The following is a 21,529-nucleotide window of genomic DNA, read 5'->3' on the forward strand; positions in this document are numbered from 1 at the left end:
CACCTCCCACCGCCGTGCCCACGCCGGGTCGCCGCGCCCGCTGTGGCCCTCCCCACGCATCCGTCCGACCGGCGTCGTGGTTAGGCGGTGGCCGGCACGGTTTGCGGCGTGTCGGCGGGTTCGGGCGCCGCGACACCCCGACACGCCGCAAACCGTCACGCCGCTGCCGGTTCCCAGGCGTACGGGGCCAGGTGCGGGTCGACGGGGGCCCCGGTGAGCCGGTTGGCGAAGGTGGAGATGGTGTACGTCCCGACGCCGAGCACCACGTCGAGGGCGTGTCGCGGGCGGTAGCCGGCGTCGAGGAACGCGCGCAGTTCGTCCTCGGGTACGGCGCCGGCGTGGTCGAGGACGGCGAGGGTGAACCGGCGCAGCGCCGCCGGCCGGGGGTCGGTCGGCGTGGTGCCGTCGCGCAGGGCGGTGACCAGCTCCGGGTCGGCGCCGAGCCGGGTGAGCGTGGCGGTGTGCATGGCCACGCAGAGGTGGCAGGCGTGGCGGGTGGCGACGGTCAGCACGACCACCTCCCGTTCGACCGGGTCGAGGTCGGTCGCCTCGAAGGTGGCGTTGGCGGTGAGGAAACCCTTGAGCAGTTCGGGCGACTCGGCCATCAGGGCGACCGCACCCGGGAGGTGGCCGAGCTTGCGGCGTACCCCTTCCATGGTCGGGCGGGCGGCGGCGGGTGCGGTGTCGAGGGTGTGCACGGTGAACACGGCGGAGCCTCTCGGGTAGGATCGTCAACGTGGTTGTCGAAACAGTAAACCCGGTTGTCGAACATGGCAACACCTGACCCCGGGCGCCCCGGCTTCCTGCTGCCCCTGCTGCTGCTGGCCGGCTTCCGCACCCTCATCGACGACCTGCACGCCGAACTGGCCGGGCAGGGGCACCCCGACCTGCGGCCGGTGCACGGCTTCGTGCTCCAGGCCGTCGGCGCCCACGGCACGACCGCGTCCGAACTGGGTCAGCGACTCGGCGTTTCCAAGCAGGCCGCCGGCAAGACCGTCGACCGGCTGGTCGCCCTCGGCTACCTGGAACGCGCCGACGACCCGGCCGACGCCCGCCGCAAGCTGGTCCGGATGACGGCGAAGGGCGTCGACGGGCTGCGCCGCTCGGCGGTGCTCTTCGACGCGCTGCGGCAGCGCTGGGCGGCGACCCTCGGCGAGGAACGGGTCGCGGCGATGGAGGACGACCTACGCACGGTCACCCCGCCGAACTTCTTCCGGCTGGACGTGCCGGGCTGGTTCGGCGGCTGACGCGGTGACCCGGGGCGTCGACCGGGTGCTCACCGGTCGGTTCACTCCACCCCGGCGTACGAGTGCAGGCCGGTGAAGAAGAAGTTGACCCCGAAGAGGTTCATCAGGACGGTCAGGAAGCCGAGCACCGCGATCCAGGTCGCCACGTTGCGCTTCACGCTCGGCGTGGCCCGGGCGTGCAGGTAGCCGGCGTAGACCACCCAGGAGATGAACGCCCAGGTCTCCTTCGGGTCCCAGCCCCAGGCCCGACCCCATGCCGCCTCGGCCCAGATCGCGCCGGCGATCACCGCGAAGGTGAAGATCGGGAACGAGAAGGCGTGCAGCGTGAAGGTCAGCCGCTCCAGGCCGGCCGCCGCCGGCAGCCGACGGGCCAGGGTGTACGGGAAGCTGCGCTTGCCCTGCTCGTACCCGTTGCGCATGAGGAAGGTGACCGCCGGGACGATGCCGAGCAGGAAGATGCCGGAGGCGAAGATGATCGTCGAGACGTGGATGATGAACCAGTACGACTGGAGTGCCGGCATCAGCGGCACCACCTCGACGTAGAGCTTCAGCTCGGCGAAGGCCAGCAGCAGCACCATGACCAGGGTCAGGAAGAGCCCGAGCCGACGCAGCGAGGGGCGCTTGGCGAGCACCGCCAACCAGGCCGCCGTCCCGATCCAGGTGACCGTCAGCACGAACTCGTACATGTTGCCCCAGGGCATCCGGTCGGCGGCGATGCCCCGGGTGACCACGGCGCCCAGGTGGATCGCGGCGGCCACGACGGTGACCCAGGCGGCGATCCGGCCGGCCAGCTCGGCCCGCCGGGCCGTCCGCGCCGTGCGCACCTCGTCGTCGGTGGGAGCCGCGGGAGCCGTCACGGTGCCGCCCGGGGCACCCACCCCGGCGCCGACCAGTTCCCGGGCGGGAGCCTTGGCGGACACGGCGCGGGCGTTGCCGAGCGCGTACTCGACGGCGTGGCTGATCATGGCGACCAGGTACGCCAGGATCGCGAACGTCACCAGTTGGTCGGACAGCTCCGCCATCACTCGACTCCCTCTCGCGTCCGCCCGTCGGCCCGCCCGTCGTCGCGTACGGCGGCGACGAGCTGCGCGAACTCGTCGGCGAACCCCGGATGCTCGGTGCGCGGCAGCCCACCGGCCTCGACCAAACTACTACCGCTTGTCGGAGATCCACTCGTCGGGTCGGCGGAGAACACCCGGAACCAGACCCGTCGGCGGCGGGCGAACAGCGAGCCCATCAGCCCGCCGAGCAGCACCACGCAGGCCACCAGCATCAGCGTCTGGCCCGGGGCGTGCCGGACCGAGAGCGTGACGTACGGCTTCGTGCCGAGGAACTCCAGCGTGCTGCCGTCGTCCAGGGTCCACTTCTCGCCGACGCCCAGCTTGTCCTCGCCGACCTGCTTGAGCTTGCCGTTGGCCACCTGACGCTGGTCGAGCTGGTAGACCGAGCCGGGGATGCCGGCGTCCAACCCCAGGTTCCCCCGGAACGCCCTCAGCACCACCGCCGGGTTCTGCTCGGTCGGGAACTGCGACGACACGAAGGGCCCGGTCTCCGGTGCGGTCGGCAGGTAGAGCCCCTCGAAGGCGACCTGCTGGGCGGGGTCCCGCTCGCCGGTCCGAGGGTCGAGGTTGGCGTCCGGGAAGGCGGCCACGCCCTCGCTGGTGAGGTTGGCGTCGCCGGTGGTCAGGAACGGCACCGTGCTGGTCTGGCTGCGGCCGTACCGGTCGGTGTACTTCAGGATCGGGGCGTAGCCGTGGCCGAGCAGGTAGACGTTGGCGGAGCCGAGGCGCAGCGGCGAGTTGACCGAGAAGGCGGCCTGGCGCGGGGTGCCGTCCAGCTCGTCCACGGTCACCGAGGCCCGGTAGAACTCCGGCTGGCCGGAGGGGAGGAAGCGAGCCTCGAAGTCGTCCAGGGTGAGGCAGAAGCGGGGCAGGTCGGTGCTGTCCACGCGCGGGCCGAGCGACGCCTCGCTGTACTGCTGCCGGGTGTTGCAGAAGGCGTTCTCCTCGCCCGCCACGAGCAGCCGGTTGCCGTGCCAGCCGAACCACGAGCCGAGCGCCACGCCGAGCAGGACGGCGACCAGTGAGGTGTGGAAGAGCAGGTTGCCGGTCTCCTTGAGGTACCCCTTCTCGGCGGAGACCTCGTTGCCGCGTACCACCACCCGCCAGCGTCGGCGGCGCAGCACCGCGGCGATCGCCTCCGGGTCGGCGGCGGCCGGGGCCTCCAGCACGGTGTGCTGGGGCAGCCGCTCCAGCCGCTTCGGGGCCGCCGGGGGGCGCGAGCGCAGGGCGCGCAGGTGGTCGCGCATCCGGGGCAGGATGCAGCCGACCAGCGAGGTGAAGAGCAGCAGGTAGATCGCGGAGAACCAGACCGAGGCGAAGACCTCGAAGGCGCCGATCCGGTCGAGCTGCGGGGCCAGTTCCGGGTGGTCGCGGAAGTACTGGTCGACCTGCTCCGGGTTCACCCCCCGCTGCGGCAGCACCGAGCCGGGGATCGCGGCGACGGCGAGCAGGAACAGCAGCACCAACGCCGTACGCATGCTGGTGAGCTGCCGCCAGGAGTTGCGCAGCAGGGCCAGCACGGGGTTCGGCCGCCGGGGCGCTCCGGCCGGCGCGGCCGGCCGCTCGTCCACGGTCGTCATCAGATGCTCACCTCGCCCACACCCACGGTCGTCTGCAGCCAGATCACGAAGTTCTGCCACCCGCCGGTGATCAGGGCCAGGCCGATCAGGATCAGCAGCGCGCCGCCGATCCGGGTGACCCAGCGGCTGTTGCGCCGGACGGCGCGGAACACCCCGAGCAGGCGGTGGAAGCCCAGCCCGAAGAGGATGAACGGCACCCCCAGCCCGAGGCAGTACGCCACCGCCAGCACCACCGCCCGGTCGGTCTTGCCGGCCGCCGTGGCCATGCCGAGCACCGCGCCGAGGGTCGGGCCGGTGCAGGGCAGCCAGCTCAGCGCGAAGACCGCGCCGAGCACCGGCGCCCCGAGCAGCCCGGCGGCGGGCAGCCGCTGGATGCGGAACTCGCGCTGCATGCCCGGCACCACACCCAGGTAGCTGAGCCCCAACAGCACGACCAGCGCACCGATGACGATCTCCAGCGTCCGCTCGTGGTCGAAGAAGACCCGCCCGAAGCTGGCGAAGAGGATCGCGGTGGCGGTGAAGACCACGGTGAAGCCGGCGATGAAGAGCAGCGTCCCGGCGAGCACCCGCCCCTTGACCGCCGCCACCGGCCGGGCCGCCGTACGGGTCGCCACGGCCACCCCACCGGCGCCCGGCTCTGCCTGCGGCCCGTCGACGGTGCGGGCCCGGCCCTCCAGGTCCGCGCCGGCCAGCCCGGTCACGTACGACAGGTAGCCCGGCATCAGCGGCAGCACGCACGGGGAGAGGAAGCTGACCAGGCCGGCGAGCGCGGCCGCGCCGATGGCCAGCAGCAGCGGGCCGGACTCGGCGAGTTGGCGGAACGTCTCGCCCATCAGCGGGAACCGGACGCGGGCTGCTCCGCCGCGATCCGCTCGACGATGGGCTGGAGGCCGTCCTGCTTGACGGCGGCGCGGATCACGGTGGCGATCCGGCCCTCCCGGTCGAGCACGACCGTGGCGGGGATGGTGTTCGGGGGGATGTCCAGGGCCAGCGCCAGCCGGCTCGACGGGTCGAAGAGGCTCGGGTACGTGACCCGCCCCTCCTCGAAGGCGACGGCCTTGTCCTTGCTGTCCTGGACGTTGATGCCGAGGAAGGTCACCCCGGACGCCCTGGTGGCCTGGTAGGTGGCCTCCAGGTCGTCGGCCTCGGCCCGGCAGGGCGCGCACCAGGAGCCCCAGAAGTTGAGCACGACCACCTGGCCGCGGGCCTGGGAGACGTCGTACCGGCCGCCGGTGAGCAGGTCACCGGCGATCTTCGGGGCGGCGGAGCGCTGGTCCGGGGCGCACTCGATGATGCCGCCGTCGTTGGCGCAGCGGCTCTCCCCGGTCTCGGAGGAGCAGCCGACCAGCGCCGCCGTGGCGGTGACGGCGGCGAGCGAGGCGGCGAGCGTCCTCCGGATCGACATCAGGCCCCCTTGGCCGTCCTGGCTGTCGGTGAGATGGCGATCAGGTGGGCGGCGGGCTCGGTGTAGCCGATCCCGGCGACCTTCGCGCCGTCGAAGTGGAACGAGGTGAGGCTGGCCAGCCCGCACTGACGTCGGCGCGGGTCGTGCCAGAGCCGCTTGCGCTCGACGTACCGGCGCAGGGTCCAGATGGGCAGCTGGTGCGAGACGAGGACCGCCTCGCGCCCCTCGGCGGCGATCCGGGCGGCGTGCACGGCGGCGAACATCCGCTCCGCGATGGCCCGGTACGCCTCACCCCAGCTCGGGGTCACCGGGTCGCGCAGCACCCACCAGTTGCGCGGGTCGCGGAACGAGCCGTCGCCCGGCGAGACCTTCTTGCCCTCGAACCAGTTGGCGCTCTCGATCAGCCGCTCGTCCATCCCGACCGGGAGCCCGAACTGGGCGGCGATCGGCTCGGCGGTCTGCTGGGCGCGCTCCAGCGGGCTCGCCACCACGTGCACGACCTCCCGCTCGGCGAGCGCCTGCGCGGCTGCCTTGGCCATCTGGACGCCCAGCTCGGAGAGGCGGAAGCCGGGCAGGCGACCGTAGAGGATGCCCTCCGGGTTGTACACCTCGCCGTGCCGGAGCACGTGCACCACCGTCCTGCTCACCGCTTACCCCCCGTGACCCGCCGCGGCCGCCGCGTTCGCCGCCGCCGGCAGCGCGGCGGCGATCTGCTCCAGAGCGGCGTCGTCGATCGCCGCCGAGACGAACCAGGACTCGAACGCGCTCGGCGGCAGGTAGACGCCGGCGGCGAGCATCCCGTGGAAGAACGCCTTGAACGCGGGCACCTGCTGGGTGCGGGCGGTGTCGTAGTCGACCACGTCGGCGTCGGTGAAGAAGATCGAGAACATGTTGCCCGCGTACGACAGCCGGTGCGGGACCCCGGCGGCGGCCAGCGCGTCGGCGGCGAGCTTGCCCACGACGGCGGCCGTGTCGTCGAGCCTGCGGTAGAGCGCGTCGTCGGCGAGGCGCAGGGTGGCCAGGCCGGCGGCGCAGGCGAGCGGGTTACCGGAGAGGGTGCCGGCCTGGTAGACGGGGCCGGCCGGGGCCAGCCGCGACATGACCTCCGCGCGTCCGCCGAACGCCGCGGCGGGCAGCCCACCGCCCATGACCTTCCCGTACGTCCACAGGTCGGCCTCCGACGGGTCGAGGCCGTGCCAGCCGGCGCGGGTGACCCGGAACCCGGTCATCACCTCGTCGACGATGAGCAGCGCGCCGTGCGCGTGCGCGATGCCGGCGAGCCGCTGGTTGAAGCCGTCGCGCGGGGCGACCACGCCCATGTTGCCGGCGGCGGCCTCGGTGATGATCGCCGCGATGTGCGGCCCCTCGGCGGCGAAGACCTGCTCGACCGCGTCGATGTCGTTGTACGGCAGCACGATGGTGTCGCCGGCCGCCGCGCCGGTGACGCCGGGCGAGTCGGGCAGGCCGAAGGTGGCCACGCCCGAGCCGGCGGCGGCGAGCAGCGCGTCGGAGTGCCCGTGGTAGCAGCCGGAGAACTTGACGATCTTGGATCGGCCGGTGAAGCCGCGGGCCAGCCGGATCGCCGACATGGTGGCCTCGGTGCCGGAGTTGACCAGGCGGACCTGCTCGACCGGGGTCCGCGCGACGATCTCGGCGGCCAGCTCGACCTCGCCCGGCGTCGGGGTGCCGAAGCTGGTGCCCTTCGCGGCGGCGGCCTGCACGGCCTCGACCACCTCGGGGTGGGCGTGGCCGAGGATCAGCGGGCCCCAGGAGCAGACCAGGTCGACGTAGCGCCGGTCGTCGGCGTCGTAGAGCCAGGGACCCTCCCCCCGGACCATGAAGCGCGGGGTGCCGCCGACGGCACGGAAGGCGCGCACGGGAGAGTTGACCCCGCCGGGCACGATGGCCGTGGCGCGGTCGAACAGGGCCTCGGAGGCCGGTGCGTCGGCCGGGTAGCGGCCGGATCCGGCGGAAAAGGTATCGGTCACGATGCGGCCATTGTTACAGCGCCGGGCCGGCAATCGGCAGCCACCCCTGGGACGGGGTTACCAGACTCACCCCGTACGCGCGACGGGTCAGCGGGCCGACTCTCACCGGGCCGGGGCGTCGAGATCGCGATAGGCTGACCCGGTGGATCGTGCCGAACTGTCCATCACGGTACACCGGACGGGCGATGAAGCCGTGCTTCGCCTCGCCGGTGAGATCGACATGCTCACCGCCGGTCAGCTGGCGACCGTCGTGAACGAGGTGCTCGCCGATCCTCCGCCGCGCATCGTGCTCGACCTGGCCGGGGTGACCTTCTGCGACTCGCAGGGCCTGGGCACCCTCGTCGTGCTCAGCCGCAAGGCCAGCCATGCGCAGAGCCTGCTGGTGCTCAGCAACGTCGGGGACTTCCTGCTCCGCGTCCTCGACATCACCGGCCTCCGCTCCGCCCTGATGATCCGCAACGAAACCGCCCCCTGACCCCTCCCCCGAGCACGAAGGCCCCCCGGGAGGGGGGCCTTTCGCCGTTCCCCCGCAGGACGGACCACCGCTACTGAGAATGCCTGAAATGAGGGCAAGAGTCAGTATTGCGGCAATTGTGGTTCTGTTCGCGGCGGCCTGCACCGAGCAGGGCGGGGGCGTCGTCCTGCCCACCGCCACCCCCCGTGCCGGGGCCAGCGCCCCGGCGCCGACGACGAACCAGCTCACCGTGGTGGCCGCCGGCGACCTGCTGGTACACCCCGCACTCACCGATCAGGCCGCCGCCGACGCCCGGCAGGCGGGGCGCAGCGGCCACGACTTCACCCGGGTGCTCGCCGCCGTCCGTCCGCGAGTCAGCGCCGCCGACCTCGCCATCTGTCACCTGGAGACGCCACTGGCTCCCCCGGCCGGCCCGTTCACCGGATGGCCCGCCTTCAGCGTGCCTCCGGAACTGGCCGACGCGGCGGCCTGGGCCGGCTTCGACACCTGCTCCACGGCCTCCAACCACTCGCTGGACACCGGCATGGACGGCATCACCCGTACGCTGGACAACCTGGACCGGGTCGGGCTGCGCCACACCGGCACGGCCCGCAGCGCGGCGGAGGCCGCCCGGCCGAACATCATCGACGTGGCCGGCGTCAAGGTCGCACAGCTGTCGTACACCCTGAGCTTCAACGACATCCCGCTGCCGGCCGGCCGACCGTGGGCGGCGAACCTGATCGACCGGGACGCGATCCTCGCGGCGGCCCACCGGGCCCGCACGGCGGGCGCCGAGATCGTCATCCTCTCCATGCACTGGGGGACGGAGTACCAGCACGCCCCGAACGACGACCAGCAGGACCTGGCCCGCCAGCTGCTCGCCTCGCCGGACATCGACCTGATCGTCGGCCACCACGTGCACGTGGTGCAGCCGTTCGAGAAGGTCGGCAGGAAGTGGGTCGCCTACGGGATGGGCAACCTCACCACCCGGTTCGCCGACGGTTCACCCGAGAACACGCAGGACGCGGTGGTGCCCGAGTTCACCTTCACCCGTTCCGCATCCGGAGCGTGGGAGGTGACCGGCGTGACGGTGCTGCCGACCTGGATGGAGTACCGGCCGGCCGCCCGGGTGGTCGACCTCGTCAGCGCCGCCAGGGACACCGGGCTGCCCGCCGCCAGGCGGGCCCACTACGCGGAGATCGAAGAGCGGATCAACGGGTACCTCGGCATGCGCGGCGCGTTCGAGGCCGGCCTGCGCCCGCTCTCCTGATCCCGTGCCGGCCCTCCCCGTGCGCTTCCCTCGGCCCGAGGGCCTGCGGACCCTCGGGCCGAGGTGGAAGCGGGTGGGTCAGGCGGTGGGGACGTCGCGGCGGCGGAAGGCGGCCGTGCCGGCTGCCGCCAGGGCCAGGGCGATCGCGGTGAGGATGACCAGCGGGGTGGCGGTCCAGTCGCCACCCAGGACCTGGGGGGTGTGGGTGAACGGGGAGAGATCCAGCAGCCACTGGCTCAGCTCCAGCACCGCGCCGAGCTGGCCGAGCAGCACACAGGCCGCAAGCGCTCCCCAGGCCACCGGGGCGAACCTGGGCAGCAGGCCGTACAGCAGCACCGCCAGGCCGGCCAGCACCCAGGCCGCCGGGACCTGCGCCAGGCCGACGCCGACCATCCGGGGCAGTTGGCCGGGCACGTCGCCCACGCTGAGCCCGTAGGTCACCCCGACCGCGAACCCGGCCACGGCCAGCACGATCACCGGCCCGGCCAGGGCGAAGAGCAGGTGCGAGGCGAGCCAGCGGAACCGGTGCACCGCCGTGGCGAGCAGCGGCTCGGCCCGACCGGCGACCTCCTCCGCCCGCATCCGCAGCGCCGCCTGGATGCCGTACCCGGCGGCGGCCAGGCCGACGAAGCCCAGGGTGCCACCGAGGTACGCCTCGGCCAGCGCGGACGTGCCGCCGAGCCGGGCCAGGATCTCCTCCACCGCCGCGTTGCCCTCCACCGCCTTGCCGGCCGCCTCCGCCGCGCCGCCGAGCACCAGCCCGAGCAGGCCGAAGCCGACCGACCAGCCGAGGAGCTGCCCCCGGTGCAGCCGCCAGGCCAGCCCGAACGGCCCGGCGAGGCCGCCGTCGGCCGGCCCGAGCCGGGGCGGCAGCAGGCCGGCGCCGAGGTCCCGGCGCACCGACAGCGGGTACGCCAGGGCGGCGAGCAGCACGCTCAGCACCACCGGCAGCACCAGCACCCACCAGCGCTCCCCCTCGTACGCGCGGATCCGCGGGGCCCAGCCCAGCGGGGAGAGCCAGCTCGCCCAGTCCCGCTCGGCGGTGTCCCCGACGAGGCGGAGCGCGAAGGCCACCCCGAGCGCCCCGACCGCGATGCCGCGCGCCCCGCCTGCGGTCTCGGTGAGCTGGGCGGCCAGCCCGCCCACGGTGGCGAAGACCATGCCGGCCAGCGCGGCCGACAGCCCGTACGCCAGCGATCCGGCCGCCGGTAGTCCGGTGGCGACCAGCCCGGCGGCGGTGAGCAGCCCGAGCAGCAGGTTCGCCGCGTACGTCACGAGCAGCGCGGCGGTCAGCCCGGCGTGCCGGCCGAGCACGGTGGCGCCGAGCAGCTCGCGCCGGCCGGCCTCCTCCTCGGTACGGGTGTGCCGGATGACGGTGAGCAGGCTGACCAGCCCGATGACCAGGGTGAGGAAGCCGCCGCGCTGGGCGGTCAGCGCGCCGATGCTGTCGCCGTACACCGGGCCGAGCAGGGCGACGATCGACGGGTTGGTCGCGGTGCCGGTGGCGTACGCGGCCCGCTCCGCCGCGCCGGGGTAGAGCTCGAAGAAGCTCGTCGCGTACGTCATCGGCAGCAGCGCCAGCAGCAGCACCCAGAGCGGCAGCAGGACGCGGTCCCGGCGCAGGATCAGCCGGACCACGTGACGGGTGCCGGTGAGCGTGCTCATCGGGTCACCCCGGCCGGCTCGTCGGCGGTCGTCCCGTAGTGCCGCAGGAACAGCTCCTCCAGCGTCGGCGGCTGGCTGACCAGGCTGCGTACGCCGATCTCGGTGAGCCGGCGCAGCGCGGCGTCCAGCGCCGGGTTGTCCACGTCGAAGCGGACCCGAGCGCCCTCCACCCGCACGTCGTGCACGCCGGGGAGGTCGGCCAGGCCGTCCGGGGAGCCGACGACCTCGGCGTCGACCGAGGTGCGGTGCAGGTGCCGCAGCTCGGCCAGCGTGCCGGTCTCCACGTTTTGCCCGCCGCGGATGATGGTCACCCGGTCGCAGAGCGCCTCGACCTCGGCCAGGATGTGGCTGGAGAGCAGCACCGTGCGGCCGTCCCGCTTGGCCCGGCGCACCCACTGCTGGAAGACCTCCTCCATCAGCGGGTCCAGGCCGGAGGTCGGCTCGTCCAGGATGAGCAGTTCGACGTCGGAGGCGAGGGCGGCGACCAGGCCGACCTTCTGCCGGTTGCCCTTGGAGTAGGCGCGGCCCTTCTTGCGCGGGTCCAGCTCGAACGACTCCAGCAGCTCGGCCCGGCGCTTCGGGTCGAGCCCGCCGCGCAGCCGGCCGAGCAGGTCGATCACCTCGCCGCCGGAGAGGTTGGGCCAGAGGGTGACGTCCCCGGGCACGTACGCCAGCCGGCGGTGCAGCGCGACGGCGTCGCGCCACGGGTCGCCGCCGAGCAGTCGGACGGCCCCCGCGTCCGCCCGCAGCAGCCCGAGCAGCACCCGGATGGTGGTGGATTTCCCGGAGCCGTTCGGGCCGAGGAAGCCGTGGACCTCGCCCGCGCGGACGCTGAGGTCGAGTCCGTCCAGCGCGCGGGTCCGGCCGAAGGTCTTGACCAGGCCGGTCACCTCAATGGGAGTTTCCATGCATCAGAAGCTACACTCGTTTCACAAAGTTGTGAAGACAGTGTCGCCTGAGGCACGATCGCTGTGCCGACCGCAGTTGAGGAGCGCCCACCGATGCCCGACGACCACCGCCCCGGCCGCAACGAGGAAGGGGTCCACCTCTTCGTCGAGCGGATGGCGATGGCCTTCGCGGACTTCGGCTTCCCCCGGATGGCCGCTCGCGTGCTCTTCGCCGTGATGAGCGCCGACGAGCCGCTGACCGCGGCCGAGATCGGCGACAAGCTGGGGGTGAGCGCCGCTGCCGTGTCCGGGGCGGTCCGCTATCTGATCCAGTTCGGCATGCTCGTCCGCGAGCCGGTGAAGGGCTCCCGCCGGGACCGCTACCGGATGCCGGAGAACGCCTGGTACGAGGCGACCATCATCAAGAGCGGCCTCTACAAGAACTTCATCGACATCGCCGACGGCGGGGTGGACGCGCTGAACGGACGGGCCACCCCGGGGGGCGAGCGGGTCACCGAGATGCGCGACTTCTTCGTCTTCGTCCAGGAGGAGATGGACTCGCTCGGCGAACGCTGGCGAGCCCGCCGCGCCGCCACCACCTGATCTCTCCGCGCAGAGAAGGAGTGGCCATCCCCGCGGGAATGGCCACTCCTTCTCCGAAAGTGTGCGGATCCTGAGGGGTGGATCAGGGAGTGTTGCCCCAGCGGGCCTGCTCCAGCAGCTCCACGGCCCGGTCGCGGGCCTCCAGGCTGTCGTCGGCGCGCAGCATCATGGTGGCCTCGTCCACGGCGTCGCTGAGCACCCGCCACTGCGCGTCCCGCTCCCGCACCACGTCGGACTGCGCGGCCAGCTGGCGGGTCTTCACCCACAGCTCCACGAAGACCGACACCTTCGCCCGCAGCACCCACGGGTCGAAGGGCTTGGTGAGGTAGTCGACCGCACCCACCGCGTAGCCGCGCAGCGCGAGCTGGGCGTCCTTGTCGGCGGCGGTGAGGAAGATGATCGGCACGTGCCGGGTCCGCTCCCGCCGCTTGATGTGGCTGGCCGTCTCGAAGCCGTCCATGTCCGGCATCTGGGCGTCCAGCAGGATCACCGCGAAGTCGTCCACCAGCAGCTGCTTCAACGCCGCCTCGCCACTCTCCACGGCGACCGACTGCACCGGGAGCCCCTGGAGGATCGCCTCCAGGGCCATCAGGTTCTCCCGTCGGTCGTCGACCAGCAGCGCCTTGGCCGTCTGCGTCACGAATTCTCCTCGCCTCGGCTGCCGCTGATCCAGGACGCCATCCGCTCGATCAGTTCGTCCAGGTCGACCGGCTTGGTGATGTAGTCACTGCCACCGGCCGCGAGCGCCGACTCGCGGTCGCCCGGCATCGCCTTCGCGGTCAGGAAGACGATCGGCAGGTCCGCGAACCGGTGGTTGCGGCGGATCTGCCGGGTGGTCTCGTACCCGTCCTGGTCCGGCATCATCGCGTCCATCAACACGATGTCCACCTCCGGATGCTCGGCCAGCAGGCGAACACCGTCCGCCCCGTTGTCCGAGTACAGCACGGTCATGCCGTGCAGTTCCAATGCGGAGGTCAGCGCGAAGACGTTCCGGACGTCGTCGTCGACGATCAGCACGGTGGCGCCGTCGAGCTGCCGGGTCGCCGGGGCCTCCGGCCGGGGCAGCAGCTCCATCGGCGGCATCAGCAGCGACGACGGCAGGCCCGCGCGCTGCGGCGACGGGCCCTGCGGCGCCACCACCGCGTCCGGTGCCAGCACATCCGGTACGAAGAGACTGAACGTCGAGCCCTGCCCCGGCGCGGACGTCACGGTGATCGCGCCGCCCAGCAGCCGGGCCAGGTCACGGCTGATCGACAGGCCCAGCCCCGTCCCGCCGTACCGGCGGCTGGTGGTGCCGTCGGCCTGCTGGAACGCCTCGAAGATCAGCGACAGCTTGTCGTCGGAGATCCCGATGCCGGTGTCGATCACGGTGAACGCGATCACCTGCCGGGCGTTGGTCAGCGCCGGCACGTCGAACACCGCGTTCTCCGGCGCCAGGCCGATCCGCAGCGTCACCGCGCCGTTGTCGGTGAACTTGATCGCGTTGGAGAGCAGGTTACGCAGGACCTGCTGCAACCGCTGGGCGTCGGTGACCAGCGCCGGGGGCAGGTCCTTCGCGACCCGTACCTGGAAGTCCAGGCCCTTCTCCTCGGCCTGCGGGGCGAACGCCTGCTCGACGTAGCCACGGATCTCGTCGAAGCGGACCTCGGTCGGCTCGACGTCCATCCGACCCGCCTCGATCTTCGACAGGTCCAGGATGTCGTCGATCAGCGAGAGCAGGTCCGAACCGGCGCTGTGGATCGTGCGGGCGAACTCGATCTGCTTACGGCTCAGGTTCTGCTCCGAGTTCTCGGCGAGCAGGCGGGCCAGCAGCAGCAGCGAGTTCAGCGGCGTACGCAGCTCGTGGCTCATGTTCGCCAGGAACTCCGACTTGTACGCCGAGGCCCGGGTGAGCTGCTGCGCCTTCTCCTCCAGGCCCAGCCGGGCCAGCTCGATCTCCCGGTTCTTGGTCTCGATGTTGCCCTTCTGCTCCGACAGCAGCTTCGCCTTGTCCTCCAGCTCGGCGTTGGTGCGCTGCAACTCCGCCGACTGGTCCTGCAACTCCAGCGCCAGCCGCTGCGACTGGGCCAGCAGTTCCTCCGTACGCCGGTTGGCCTGGATGGTGTTGACCGCGACGCCGATGGTGAGCACCAGCCGCTCCAGGAAGGCCAGGTGCAGATCGGAGAAGCGGGCCACGCCGGCGAACTCGATCACGCCGAGCAGCTCGCCCTCGAAGAGGACCGGGAGCACCACGAGGTCGGCCGGGGGCGTATCGGCCAGCCCGGAGCGCAGCGTGAGCCGACCGTCGGGCATCGCGTTGACCCGGATCGTCCGGCGGGAGAGCGCGGCCTGACCGACCAGCCCCTCCCCGGGGCCGAAGGTGACGTTGTGCCCCCGGGCCACGTACCCGTAGGAGGCGGTGAGCCGCAGCCGCATCACGCCCTCGGAGGTGTCCGCCAGGAAGAACGCGCCGAGCTGCGCGTCGACCAGCGGGGTCACCTCCATCATGATCATGCGGCAGACCTCGCCGAGGTCCCGCTGGCCCTGGAGCAGGCCGCCGATGCGGGCCAGGTTGGAGTCGAGCCAGCCCTGCTCGGCGTTCTTCTTCGTCGTCTCCCGGAGGGTGACGATCATCTGGTTGATGTTGTCCTTCAGCTCGGCGACCTCGCCCTGCGCCTTGACCGCGATCCGCTGGGTCAGGTCGCCACGGGTCACCGCGGTGGACACCTGGGCGATCGCCCGGAGCTGGGTGGTGAGCGTCGAGGCGAGCTGGTTGACGTTCTCGGTGAGGTCGCGCCAGGTGCCGGAGACGCCCTTCACCTGGGCCTGACCGCCCAGCTTGCCCTCGATGCCGACCTCACGGGCCACCCGGGTCACCTCGTCGGCGAACGACGACAACTGGTCCACCATCGTGTTGACGGTGTTCTTCAACTCCAGGATCTCGCCCTGCGCGTCGACGGTGATCTTCTGGCCCAGGTCGCCCTTCGCCACCGCCGTGGTCACCGAGGCGATGTTGCGCACCTGCGACGTCAGGTTCGACGCCATCGAGTTCACGTTGTCGGTCAGGTCCCGCCACGTACCCGAGACGCCCTTCACCTGGGCCTGACCACCCAGCTTGCCCTCGGTACCCACCTCACGGGCCACCCGGGTCACCTCGTCGGCGAACGACGACAACTGGTCCACCATCGTGTTCACCGTCGACTTCAGCTCCAGGATCTCGCCCCGGGCATCCACCGTGATCTTCTGCGACAGGTCACCCTTCGCCACCGCCGTGGAGACCTGGGCGATGTTGCGCACCTGGGCGGTCAGGTTCGACGCCATCGAGTTCACGTTGTCGGTCAGGTCCCGCCAGGTGCCGGCGACCCCGCGCACCTGGGCCTGGCCGCCGAGCTTGCCCTCCGTGCCCACCTCGCGGGCCACCCGGGTCACCTCGTCGGCGAACGACGACAACTGGTCCACCATCGTGTTCACCGTCGACTTCAGCTCCAGGATCTCGCCCCGGGCATCCACCGTGATCTTCTGCGACAGGTCACCCTTCGCCACCGCCGTGGTCACCGAGGCGATGTTGCGCACCTGCGACGTCAGGTTCGACGCCATCGAGTTCACGTTGTCGGTCAGGTCCCGCCACGTACCCGAGACGCCCTTCACCTGGGCCTGACCACCCAGCTTGCCCTCCGTGCCCACCTCACGGGCCACCCGGGTCACCTCGTCGGCGAACGACGACAACTGGTCCACCATCGTGTTGACGGTGTTCTTCAGCTCCAGGATCTCGCCCTGCGCGTCGACGGTGATCTTCTGCGACAGGTCGCCCTTGGCGACCGCCGTCGACACCTGGGAGATGTTTCGGACCTGGCTGGTCAGGTTGCCGGCGAGCTGGTTGACGTTCTCCGTCAGGTCCCGCCAGGTGCCGGAGACCCCGCGCACCTGGGCCTGGCCGCCCAGCTTGCCCTCGATGCCCACCTCACGGGCCACCCGGGTCACCTCGTCGGCGAACGACGAGAGCTGGTCCACCATCGTGTTGACGGTGTCCTTCAACTCCAGGATCTCGCCCTGCGCCGCCACGGTGATCTTCTGGCTCAGGTCGCCCCGGGCGACCGCCGTGGAGACCTGGGCGATGTTGCGCACCTGGGCGGTCAGGTTCGACGCCATCGAGTTGACGCTGTCGGTCAGGTCCTTCCAGGTGCCGGCGACGTTCGGCACCTCCGCCTGACCACCGAGCTTGCCCTCGGTGCCCACCTCGCGGGCCACCCGGGTCACCTGCTCGGCGAAGAGCCGCAGCGTGTCGGTGAGCGAGTTCATCGTGTCGGCCAACTCGGCGACCTCGCCCCGGGCGCCCACCGTGATCTTCTGCGACAGGTCGCCCTTAGCCACCGCCGTGGCCACCTGGGAGATCGACCGCACCTGGCCGGTCAGGTTCGACGCCATGGTGTTGACCGAGTCGGTGAGGTCCTTCCAGGTGCCGGCGACGCCACGGACGTCGGCCTGACCGCCGAGCTTGCCCTCCGTGCCCACCTCGCGGGCCACCCGGGTCACCTCGTTGGAGAAGGACGAGAGCTGGTCGACCATCGTGTTGACCGTGCGGCCGATGCGCAGGTACTCACCGCGCAGCGGGCGACCGTCGATCTCCAGCGCCATGTGCTGGGAGAGGTCGCCGTCGGCCACCGCCACGATGACCCGGGCGATCTCCGTGGTGGGGCGGCCCAGGTCGTCGACGAGGGAGTTGATGGCCCGCTGGCCCTCCGCCCACGAGCCGTCGAAGCCCTCCTCGTCGAGCCGCTCGGTGAGCCGGCCGTCCCGACCCACGACCCGGCTGATCCGGCGCAGGTCGAGGTGCTGCCGCTCCTGCAACGCCACCACGTCGTTGAAGGCGTCGGCGACCTCACCGACCGCGCCCGCCCGGCGGGGCAGCCGCACCTTGAAGTCACCGCCGCGTACCCGGCGCAACGCCTCCGCCAACTCGACGAACAGCGCATCGTGCTCGGTCGCGGACGCGTCCGCCGTCACCGACTGTTTCGCGCTCATCATTCCTCGCTCAGCTCGGGGCCTCCCGGCGCGTCGACACGCCACCCATCCCATCATTGTGCCCACCGCCGTGTCGACGCCACGGACGGCGCGTCCGCCGCCCCACCTCGGGCGCGGCGCGCACGATCGGGCGTCGGACCACACGACCGCGAACCGGACGAACGGTAGGTTCGGTGGCGTTCGCGGGACGGAACACCGCCTCTCGGCCGTCCGTACCGACGGAGACCGGTGCCCGGCGTCCGGTCCGCCCGGGTCGCCAGGGGCAGCGACGCGAGGCGGCCGGGCCGGTCACCCACGGTGCCCGACGAGGCGGTCCGGCTTGGCACCCGGCCCGTGGCGGTGGAGGATACGAGGGTGTCAGCGGAGGCGGGGCCCGCGACGGACGGGGGCCGGGACGAGCATGTCCGTCGCATCCGCCTGCCCGCCGACCGGCGTACGCCCGCCGCCGCCCGCGCGCTGGTCCGCTCCGTGCTCACCGAGGCCGACCTCGACGACCTGCTCAACGAGGCGCTGCTGCTGACCACCGAACTCTCCACCAACGCGGTGGAGCACGCCCGCACCGAACTGGACATCGAGGTCGTGGCGGACCCGGTCGGGCTCACCGTCACCGTCACCGACTTCGCCGCCGGGCCGGTGGACGAGCTGGTGGTGGGCGTCCGCAACGACGCCGACGAGATCACCGAGGTCTCCGAGCGGGGCCGGGGCCTGCTGCTGGTCGACCACTTCGCCAGCCGCTGGGGCACCACGTACCTGCCCACCGGCAAGGGCGTCTGGTTCCGGCTGGACCGGCCCGGGGCGGTACCGGAGGCGCCCGCCCCGCTGGACCAGGTGCCGGTCAACGGCGGGGACGGCACCGTCGCGGCGAGTTCCGCGCCGAGCGCCGCCGCGATGAGCGAGCTGACCCAGACCAACCCCGACCCGTACGCCGAGGACCCGCTGCCCGACTTCGCCGCCGACCTGCTGACCCGGGTCGCCGAGATGGTCGGCGCGGCCGGGGGTGTGGTCCGGCTGGACCGGGGCGACGGGCAGGGCGTCCAGGTGTTCGCCCGCTACGGCCGCCAGCCCCGCCCCGGCAACGAACTGCTCCAGGTGCCGCTGGCCGTGCACCGCCCGTACGCCGGGGAGCTGGAGCTGGACGCCGCGCCCTCGGCGTACGCCCGGCCGCTCGCGGTGCTCGCCGCGGAGCGGCTCTCGCTGCACCTGGAGAACGACCGGCTGCGCCGGGCCGACGTGCGTCGCCAGGCCTGGCTGACCTTCCTCGCCGAGGCGAGCGAACTGCTCGCCCAGTCGCTGGACGTCGAGCTGACCATGGCGTTGATCCCGCAGCTGGTGGTGCCCCGGCTGGGCCAGTGGTGCGCGGTGCACACCACCGACGAGTGGGGTCGGCTGCGGTTGGCCGCCTCCAGCCACGCCGACGAGTCGGTCCTGCCCCAGCTGCACAAGGTGCTCGAGGAGACCGGGCCGGAGTCGGTGCAGGCCCGGCTCAGGGAGGCGTCCCGCAGCGCCACGCAGGTCCCGCTGGGCCCGCCGCTGGAGGGTTTCGCCGTCCCGCTGATCGCCCGCGGTCAACGGCTCGGCACCCTGGCGGTCGGCCGGCACCTGCGGCACCGGCACGACCCGGACGAGGTCGCCGTGCTGGAGGACGTGGCCCGCCGGGCCGCCCTCGCCATCGAGAACGCCCGGATCCACGCCGAGCGCCGCCGGGTGGCCCAGACCCTCCAGCAGTCGCTGCTGCCCCCGGTGCTGCCGGTCGTCGAGGGCATCGGCTTCGCCGCCGAGTACGTCCCGACCGGCGACGACGCCGAGGTCGGCGGAGACTTCTACGACGTGGTGCCGCTGCCGGACGGCCGCTGGCTGGTGGTCATCGGCGACGTCTCCGGCAAGGGAGTGCAGGCGGCGGCGGTGACCGGGCTGGTCCGGGACGTGATCCGGGTGCTGGTCGGCGACGGCAAGCCGCTGCCGGAGGCGCTGTCCCGGCTCAACGAGACGCTGGTCGAGCGGGGCGGCGGCCGGTACTGCACGCTCGCGCTCGCCGCCGTCGGGCCGGGCGAGCGCGGGCAGCTCGACGTCTCGCTGCACCTGGCCGGTCACGACCGTCCGGTGCTGCTGCGCGGTGGGGGCGGAGCCTCGTTCGTCGGGCTCGGCGGCACCGCGCTGGGCCTGCTCGACGCGATCACCTCGCCGACGGCGGAGGTGCCGCTCGCCCCCGGTGACTCGCTGGTCTTCTACACCGACGGGGTGACCGAGCGCCGGCGTGGCCGGGAGCTGTTCGGCGTCGACCGGCTGCGGGACGCCGCCGCCCCGCTGGCCGGGTACTCGGCCGACGTGGTCGCCGCCCGGCTGCGCGCCACCGCGATCAACTTCTCGGTGGAGACCCCGCGCGACGACATCGCCATCCTGGTCCTGCGCAACGACGCCCTCTGACACCGGCTCGGCGACGGGACGGCGGGGGACACCACCCGCCGAGCCGGCCCGGTACGGTGACGCCATGTCGAGCGTCGTGGATGTCCGCGAGACACCTCAACCCCGGGTCGGTGTCGTCCTGACCGCGCACCTCGTGCTGGCCGGCGCGTTCGTCGCGCTGGTGGCGGCCTTCCTCGGGCGGATGCTCGCCGCCGGTGTCGGTCCCGCCGAGATGGTCACCGGGCAGTACGACCCGAAGGACATGGTGCCGTTCGGGATGGGCGGCGCGAACCCGTTCGCCTGGCTCTACCTGGCCGTCGGCCTGCTCTACCTCACCGGCTTCGTGCTCGGGCCCGCGCTCGCCCTCTACACCGGCGCGGTGCTGGCCCGCGGGTGGCGTCGGTACCCGCCGCGCGCCCGCCGGCTGCTGCTCACCGCCACGGTCGTCACCGTGGTGCTGACCGTGCTGCGGTTCACCCCGGCGCTGGGCACCGTGCACCGCTGGTGGCTGGACTGAGCACGACCGCGCCCGGCTCCCGCGTCGCCGGCCCGGTGGCTCAGAGGCCGCCGGGCAGCCGCCCCGGCGCCAGCCGGCGGTGCGGGTCGAGGTGGTCCTTCGCCGCCCGGAGCCGGGGGATCACGGCCGCCTCGCCCCACACGTCGATCTGCCGCCGTACGGTCGGGGGTGCGGCGACCACCACGCACCGCCCGCGCCGCGCGAGCAGCACCCCGCGCACGGCGGCGAGGATCGAGGCGACCCGCTCCCCGGGCAGCGTGCCGGGCAGGGCCGCGTGCAGCACGCCGAGGCCGGCGGAGCCGCGTACCGGGACGGGGGCGCCGGCCGCGTCGCGCAGCGCGTAGACGGCGGCGTGCAGGTCGGTCATCGGCACCTCGATGCGCAGCGCGGTGTCCCCCGGCCCGAACGGGTAGCTGCGCCACCAGGGCGGGGCGGCGTTGTCCACGCTCGCCTCGCCGCCGAAGAGCGCCACCAGCCGGTCGACCCGCTCCGCCACGTCGGCCGGGCCACCCTCCAGCAGGACCGCCAGGGTGCCCGACCCGACCCGGGCCGGCACCTCCCGCCGCCCCGCCATCGACGGGTGGGCGGCGCGGGCCGCCGCGCGGGCCGGATCCATCGGCCGGGCCGGCCGGGTGCCGGTCGCCGGCAGGTCCAGCTCGATCGCGGCCGGGTCGAGCCGGGCGGCGAGCACCGCGCGGATCAGGTCGTGCACCTCCAGCGGCGTCCACACCGGACGGATCACCCAGATCCGGCTGGCCGGCACGGCGTGCGCCCGCACCGTGGCCGAGACGAGCACCCCCAGCCCGCCCTGCGAGCCGCAGAGCAGTCGGCCCACGTCCAGCCCGACCGGCGCCGCCCCGGCGGACAGCTCGGCCGGCCCCACCCCGGCGCCGACCAGTTCGCCGTCGGCGTCCAGCCAGCGCAGGCCGACGAGCTGCTCGCACGCGGTGCCGTGGCGGTGGCGCAGCGGGCCGGCCTCGTCGGCGGCGAGCACCCCGCCGAGGGTGGCCCCGGGCGAGGGCGGATCCAGCGGCAGCCGGCGGCCGGTGCGTTCGAGCACGGCCTGGACCGCGCGCAGCGGCGTGCCGGCCCCGATCTCGACGACCGGTGACCCGGCCGGCTGGTGGCCGATCCCGGCGAGCCGGCCGGTGTCCAGCATGATGTCGACCCGCGCGGGGGCGGCCCCCCAGTCGATCTTCGTGCCGGCGCCCCGGGGGACCACGGTCAGGTCGTGCCGGGCCGCCAGCCGCAGCACCTCGGCCGTCGCCTCCGGGCCGCCGGGGACGGCCACCCAGCGGGCCGCCCGCCCGGCCACCTCGTCGGCGGCCCCCGCGAAGCGGGCGAAGGACGGGCCGCAGATCGAGGCCAGCCGTCGGGTGATCTCCGCTGCACCGGTGGAACGCGCTGCTGCCGCCATGGCGGTCATCGTACACATGTTCGAACGATGC

The 21,529-nt window shown here is 72.9% G+C and carries 18 protein-coding genes; 6 read left to right on the forward strand and 12 right to left on the reverse strand.

Annotation, left to right across the window (positions count from 1 at the left end):
• Positions 1-155 precede the first annotated feature (155 nt).
• Positions 156-707 carry a carboxymuconolactone decarboxylase family protein gene (locus tag ACPFP2_RS18105; protein ID WP_424090350.1) on the reverse strand — a complete coding sequence of 184 codons (552 nt, stop codon included), beginning with the start codon at positions 705-707 and terminating at the stop codon, positions 156-158.
• Positions 708-770: 63 nt separating this feature from the next.
• On the opposite strand from ACPFP2_RS18105, the gene ACPFP2_RS18110 reads away from it, so the two are divergent.
• Positions 771-1,247, forward strand: coding sequence for a MarR family winged helix-turn-helix transcriptional regulator (locus tag ACPFP2_RS18110; RefSeq protein WP_424090351.1), 477 nt, complete (start codon positions 771-773; stop codon positions 1,245-1,247).
• A gap of 41 nt (positions 1,248-1,288) precedes the next feature.
• Here the strand turns inward: ACPFP2_RS18110 and ccsB are convergent, their stop codons facing one another.
• From ccsB to hemL, 6 genes are read right to left on the reverse strand one after another with little or no spacing between them, the layout of a single operon-like run.
• Positions 1,289-2,269: a c-type cytochrome biogenesis protein CcsB gene (ccsB, locus tag ACPFP2_RS18115; RefSeq protein ID WP_424090352.1), complete on the reverse strand. Its 981-nt coding sequence runs from the start codon at positions 2,267-2,269 to the stop codon at positions 1,289-1,291.
• A complete protein-coding gene (locus ACPFP2_RS18120; protein ID WP_424090353.1) occupies positions 2,269-3,888 on the reverse strand; it encodes a cytochrome c biogenesis protein ResB in 1,620 nt (539 codons plus the stop codon). The genes ccsB and ACPFP2_RS18120 overlap by 1 nt, the downstream gene beginning before the upstream one ends.
• Complete coding sequence (locus tag ACPFP2_RS18125) at positions 3,888-4,721, reverse strand: cytochrome c biogenesis CcdA family protein (protein ID WP_424090354.1); 834 nt, start codon at positions 4,719-4,721, stop codon at positions 3,888-3,890. The genes ACPFP2_RS18120 and ACPFP2_RS18125 overlap by 1 nt, the downstream gene beginning before the upstream one ends.
• On the reverse strand, positions 4,721-5,293 hold the full coding sequence (locus ACPFP2_RS18130; protein ID WP_424090355.1) for a TlpA family protein disulfide reductase: 573 nt from the start codon (positions 5,291-5,293) through the stop codon (positions 4,721-4,723). The genes ACPFP2_RS18125 and ACPFP2_RS18130 overlap by 1 nt, the downstream gene beginning before the upstream one ends.
• Positions 5,293-5,940, reverse strand: a complete 648-nt coding sequence (locus ACPFP2_RS18135) for a histidine phosphatase family protein (protein ID WP_424090356.1) — start codon at positions 5,938-5,940, stop codon at positions 5,293-5,295. The genes ACPFP2_RS18130 and ACPFP2_RS18135 overlap by 1 nt, the downstream gene beginning before the upstream one ends.
• Positions 5,941-5,943: 3 nt before the next feature.
• Positions 5,944-7,281: a glutamate-1-semialdehyde 2,1-aminomutase gene (hemL, locus tag ACPFP2_RS18140; protein ID WP_424090357.1), complete on the reverse strand. Its 1,338-nt coding sequence runs from the start codon at positions 7,279-7,281 to the stop codon at positions 5,944-5,946.
• Positions 7,282-7,423: 142 nt separating this feature from the next.
• Here hemL and ACPFP2_RS18145 point away from each other — a divergent pair, with 142 nt between their 5' ends.
• Entirely contained in the window at positions 7,424-7,756 is a 333-nt protein-coding gene (locus ACPFP2_RS18145) for an STAS domain-containing protein (RefSeq protein WP_424090358.1), read from the forward strand.
• A 118-nt stretch (positions 7,757-7,874) separates the two neighbouring features.
• Entirely contained in the window at positions 7,875-9,005 is a 1,131-nt protein-coding gene (locus ACPFP2_RS18150) for a CapA family protein (protein ID WP_424090359.1), read from the forward strand.
• A gap of 78 nt (positions 9,006-9,083) precedes the next feature.
• Here the strand turns inward: ACPFP2_RS18150 and ACPFP2_RS18155 are convergent, their stop codons facing one another.
• Positions 9,084-10,670 carry an ABC transporter permease gene (locus tag ACPFP2_RS18155; RefSeq protein ID WP_424090360.1) on the reverse strand — a complete coding sequence of 529 codons (1,587 nt, stop codon included), beginning with the start codon at positions 10,668-10,670 and terminating at the stop codon, positions 9,084-9,086.
• Positions 10,667-11,578: an ATP-binding cassette domain-containing protein gene (locus tag ACPFP2_RS18160; protein ID WP_424090361.1), complete on the reverse strand. Its 912-nt coding sequence runs from the start codon at positions 11,576-11,578 to the stop codon at positions 10,667-10,669. Before ACPFP2_RS18160 ends, ACPFP2_RS18155 begins: the two co-directional genes overlap by 4 nt.
• 93 nt (positions 11,579-11,671) lie before the next feature.
• Between ACPFP2_RS18160 and ACPFP2_RS18165 the strand changes: the two genes are divergently transcribed.
• The gene (locus tag ACPFP2_RS18165) at positions 11,672-12,160 is read left to right on the forward strand and encodes a GbsR/MarR family transcriptional regulator (RefSeq protein WP_424090362.1); all 489 of its coding nucleotides are present in this window, start codon (positions 11,672-11,674) and stop codon (positions 12,158-12,160) included.
• Positions 12,161-12,242: 82 nt separating this feature from the next.
• On the opposite strand, the gene ACPFP2_RS18170 is transcribed toward ACPFP2_RS18165, so the two are convergent.
• Both ACPFP2_RS18170 and ACPFP2_RS18175 read right to left on the reverse strand, forming a co-directional pair.
• A complete protein-coding gene (locus tag ACPFP2_RS18170; protein WP_363870304.1) occupies positions 12,243-12,800 on the reverse strand; it encodes a response regulator in 558 nt (185 codons plus the stop codon).
• A complete protein-coding gene (locus tag ACPFP2_RS18175; protein ID WP_424090363.1) occupies positions 12,797-17,164 on the reverse strand; it encodes a HAMP domain-containing protein in 4,368 nt (1,455 codons plus the stop codon). The genes ACPFP2_RS18170 and ACPFP2_RS18175 overlap by 4 nt, the downstream gene beginning before the upstream one ends.
• Positions 17,165-17,515: 351 nt before the next feature.
• Here ACPFP2_RS18175 and ACPFP2_RS18180 point away from each other — a divergent pair, with 351 nt between their 5' ends.
• Positions 17,516-19,585, forward strand: coding sequence for a SpoIIE family protein phosphatase (locus ACPFP2_RS18180; RefSeq protein WP_424090364.1), 2,070 nt, complete (start codon positions 17,516-17,518; stop codon positions 19,583-19,585).
• Positions 19,586-19,649: 64 nt separating this feature from the next.
• Positions 19,650-20,081, forward strand: a complete 432-nt coding sequence (locus ACPFP2_RS18185; protein ID WP_424090365.1) for a hypothetical protein — start codon at positions 19,650-19,652, stop codon at positions 20,079-20,081.
• A gap of 40 nt (positions 20,082-20,121) precedes the next feature.
• On the opposite strand, the gene ACPFP2_RS18190 is transcribed toward ACPFP2_RS18185, so the two are convergent.
• Positions 20,122-21,498 (reverse strand): FAD-binding oxidoreductase, encoded by a 1,377-nt coding sequence (locus ACPFP2_RS18190; protein WP_424090366.1) that lies wholly within the window; start codon positions 21,496-21,498, stop codon positions 20,122-20,124.
• Positions 21,499-21,529: the final 31 nt, after the last annotated feature.

This window comes from Micromonospora citrea (assembly GCF_049629545.1).
In the GTDB taxonomy this organism is placed as follows: domain Bacteria; phylum Actinomycetota; class Actinomycetes; order Mycobacteriales; family Micromonosporaceae; genus Micromonospora; species Micromonospora citrea_A.

Coding starts and splice junctions, on each gene's coding strand:
- ACPFP2_RS18110 (WP_424090351.1), top strand. CDS start 771: ATGGCAACACCTGACCCCGGGCGCCCCGGCTTCCTGCTGCCCCTGCTG.
- ccsB (WP_424090352.1), bottom strand. CDS start 2,269: ATGGCGGAGCTGTCCGACCAACTGGTGACGTTCGCGATCCTGGCGTAC.
- ACPFP2_RS18120 (WP_424090353.1), bottom strand. CDS start 3,888: ATGACGACCGTGGACGAGCGGCCGGCCGCGCCGGCCGGAGCGCCCCGG.
- ACPFP2_RS18125 (WP_424090354.1), bottom strand. CDS start 4,721: ATGGGCGAGACGTTCCGCCAACTCGCCGAGTCCGGCCCGCTGCTGCTG.
- ACPFP2_RS18130 (WP_424090355.1), bottom strand. CDS start 5,293: ATGTCGATCCGGAGGACGCTCGCCGCCTCGCTCGCCGCCGTCACCGCC.
- ACPFP2_RS18155 (WP_424090360.1), bottom strand. CDS start 10,670: ATGAGCACGCTCACCGGCACCCGTCACGTGGTCCGGCTGATCCTGCGC.
- ACPFP2_RS18160 (WP_424090361.1), bottom strand. CDS start 11,578: ATGGAAACTCCCATTGAGGTGACCGGCCTGGTCAAGACCTTCGGCCGG.
- ACPFP2_RS18165 (WP_424090362.1), top strand. CDS start 11,672: ATGCCCGACGACCACCGCCCCGGCCGCAACGAGGAAGGGGTCCACCTC.
- ACPFP2_RS18175 (WP_424090363.1), bottom strand. CDS start 17,164: ATGATGAGCGCGAAACAGTCGGTGACGGCGGACGCGTCCGCGACCGAG.
- ACPFP2_RS18185 (WP_424090365.1), top strand. CDS start 19,650: ATGTCGAGCGTCGTGGATGTCCGCGAGACACCTCAACCCCGGGTCGGT.
- ACPFP2_RS18190 (WP_424090366.1), bottom strand. CDS start 21,498: ATGGCGGCAGCAGCGCGTTCCACCGGTGCAGCGGAGATCACCCGACGG.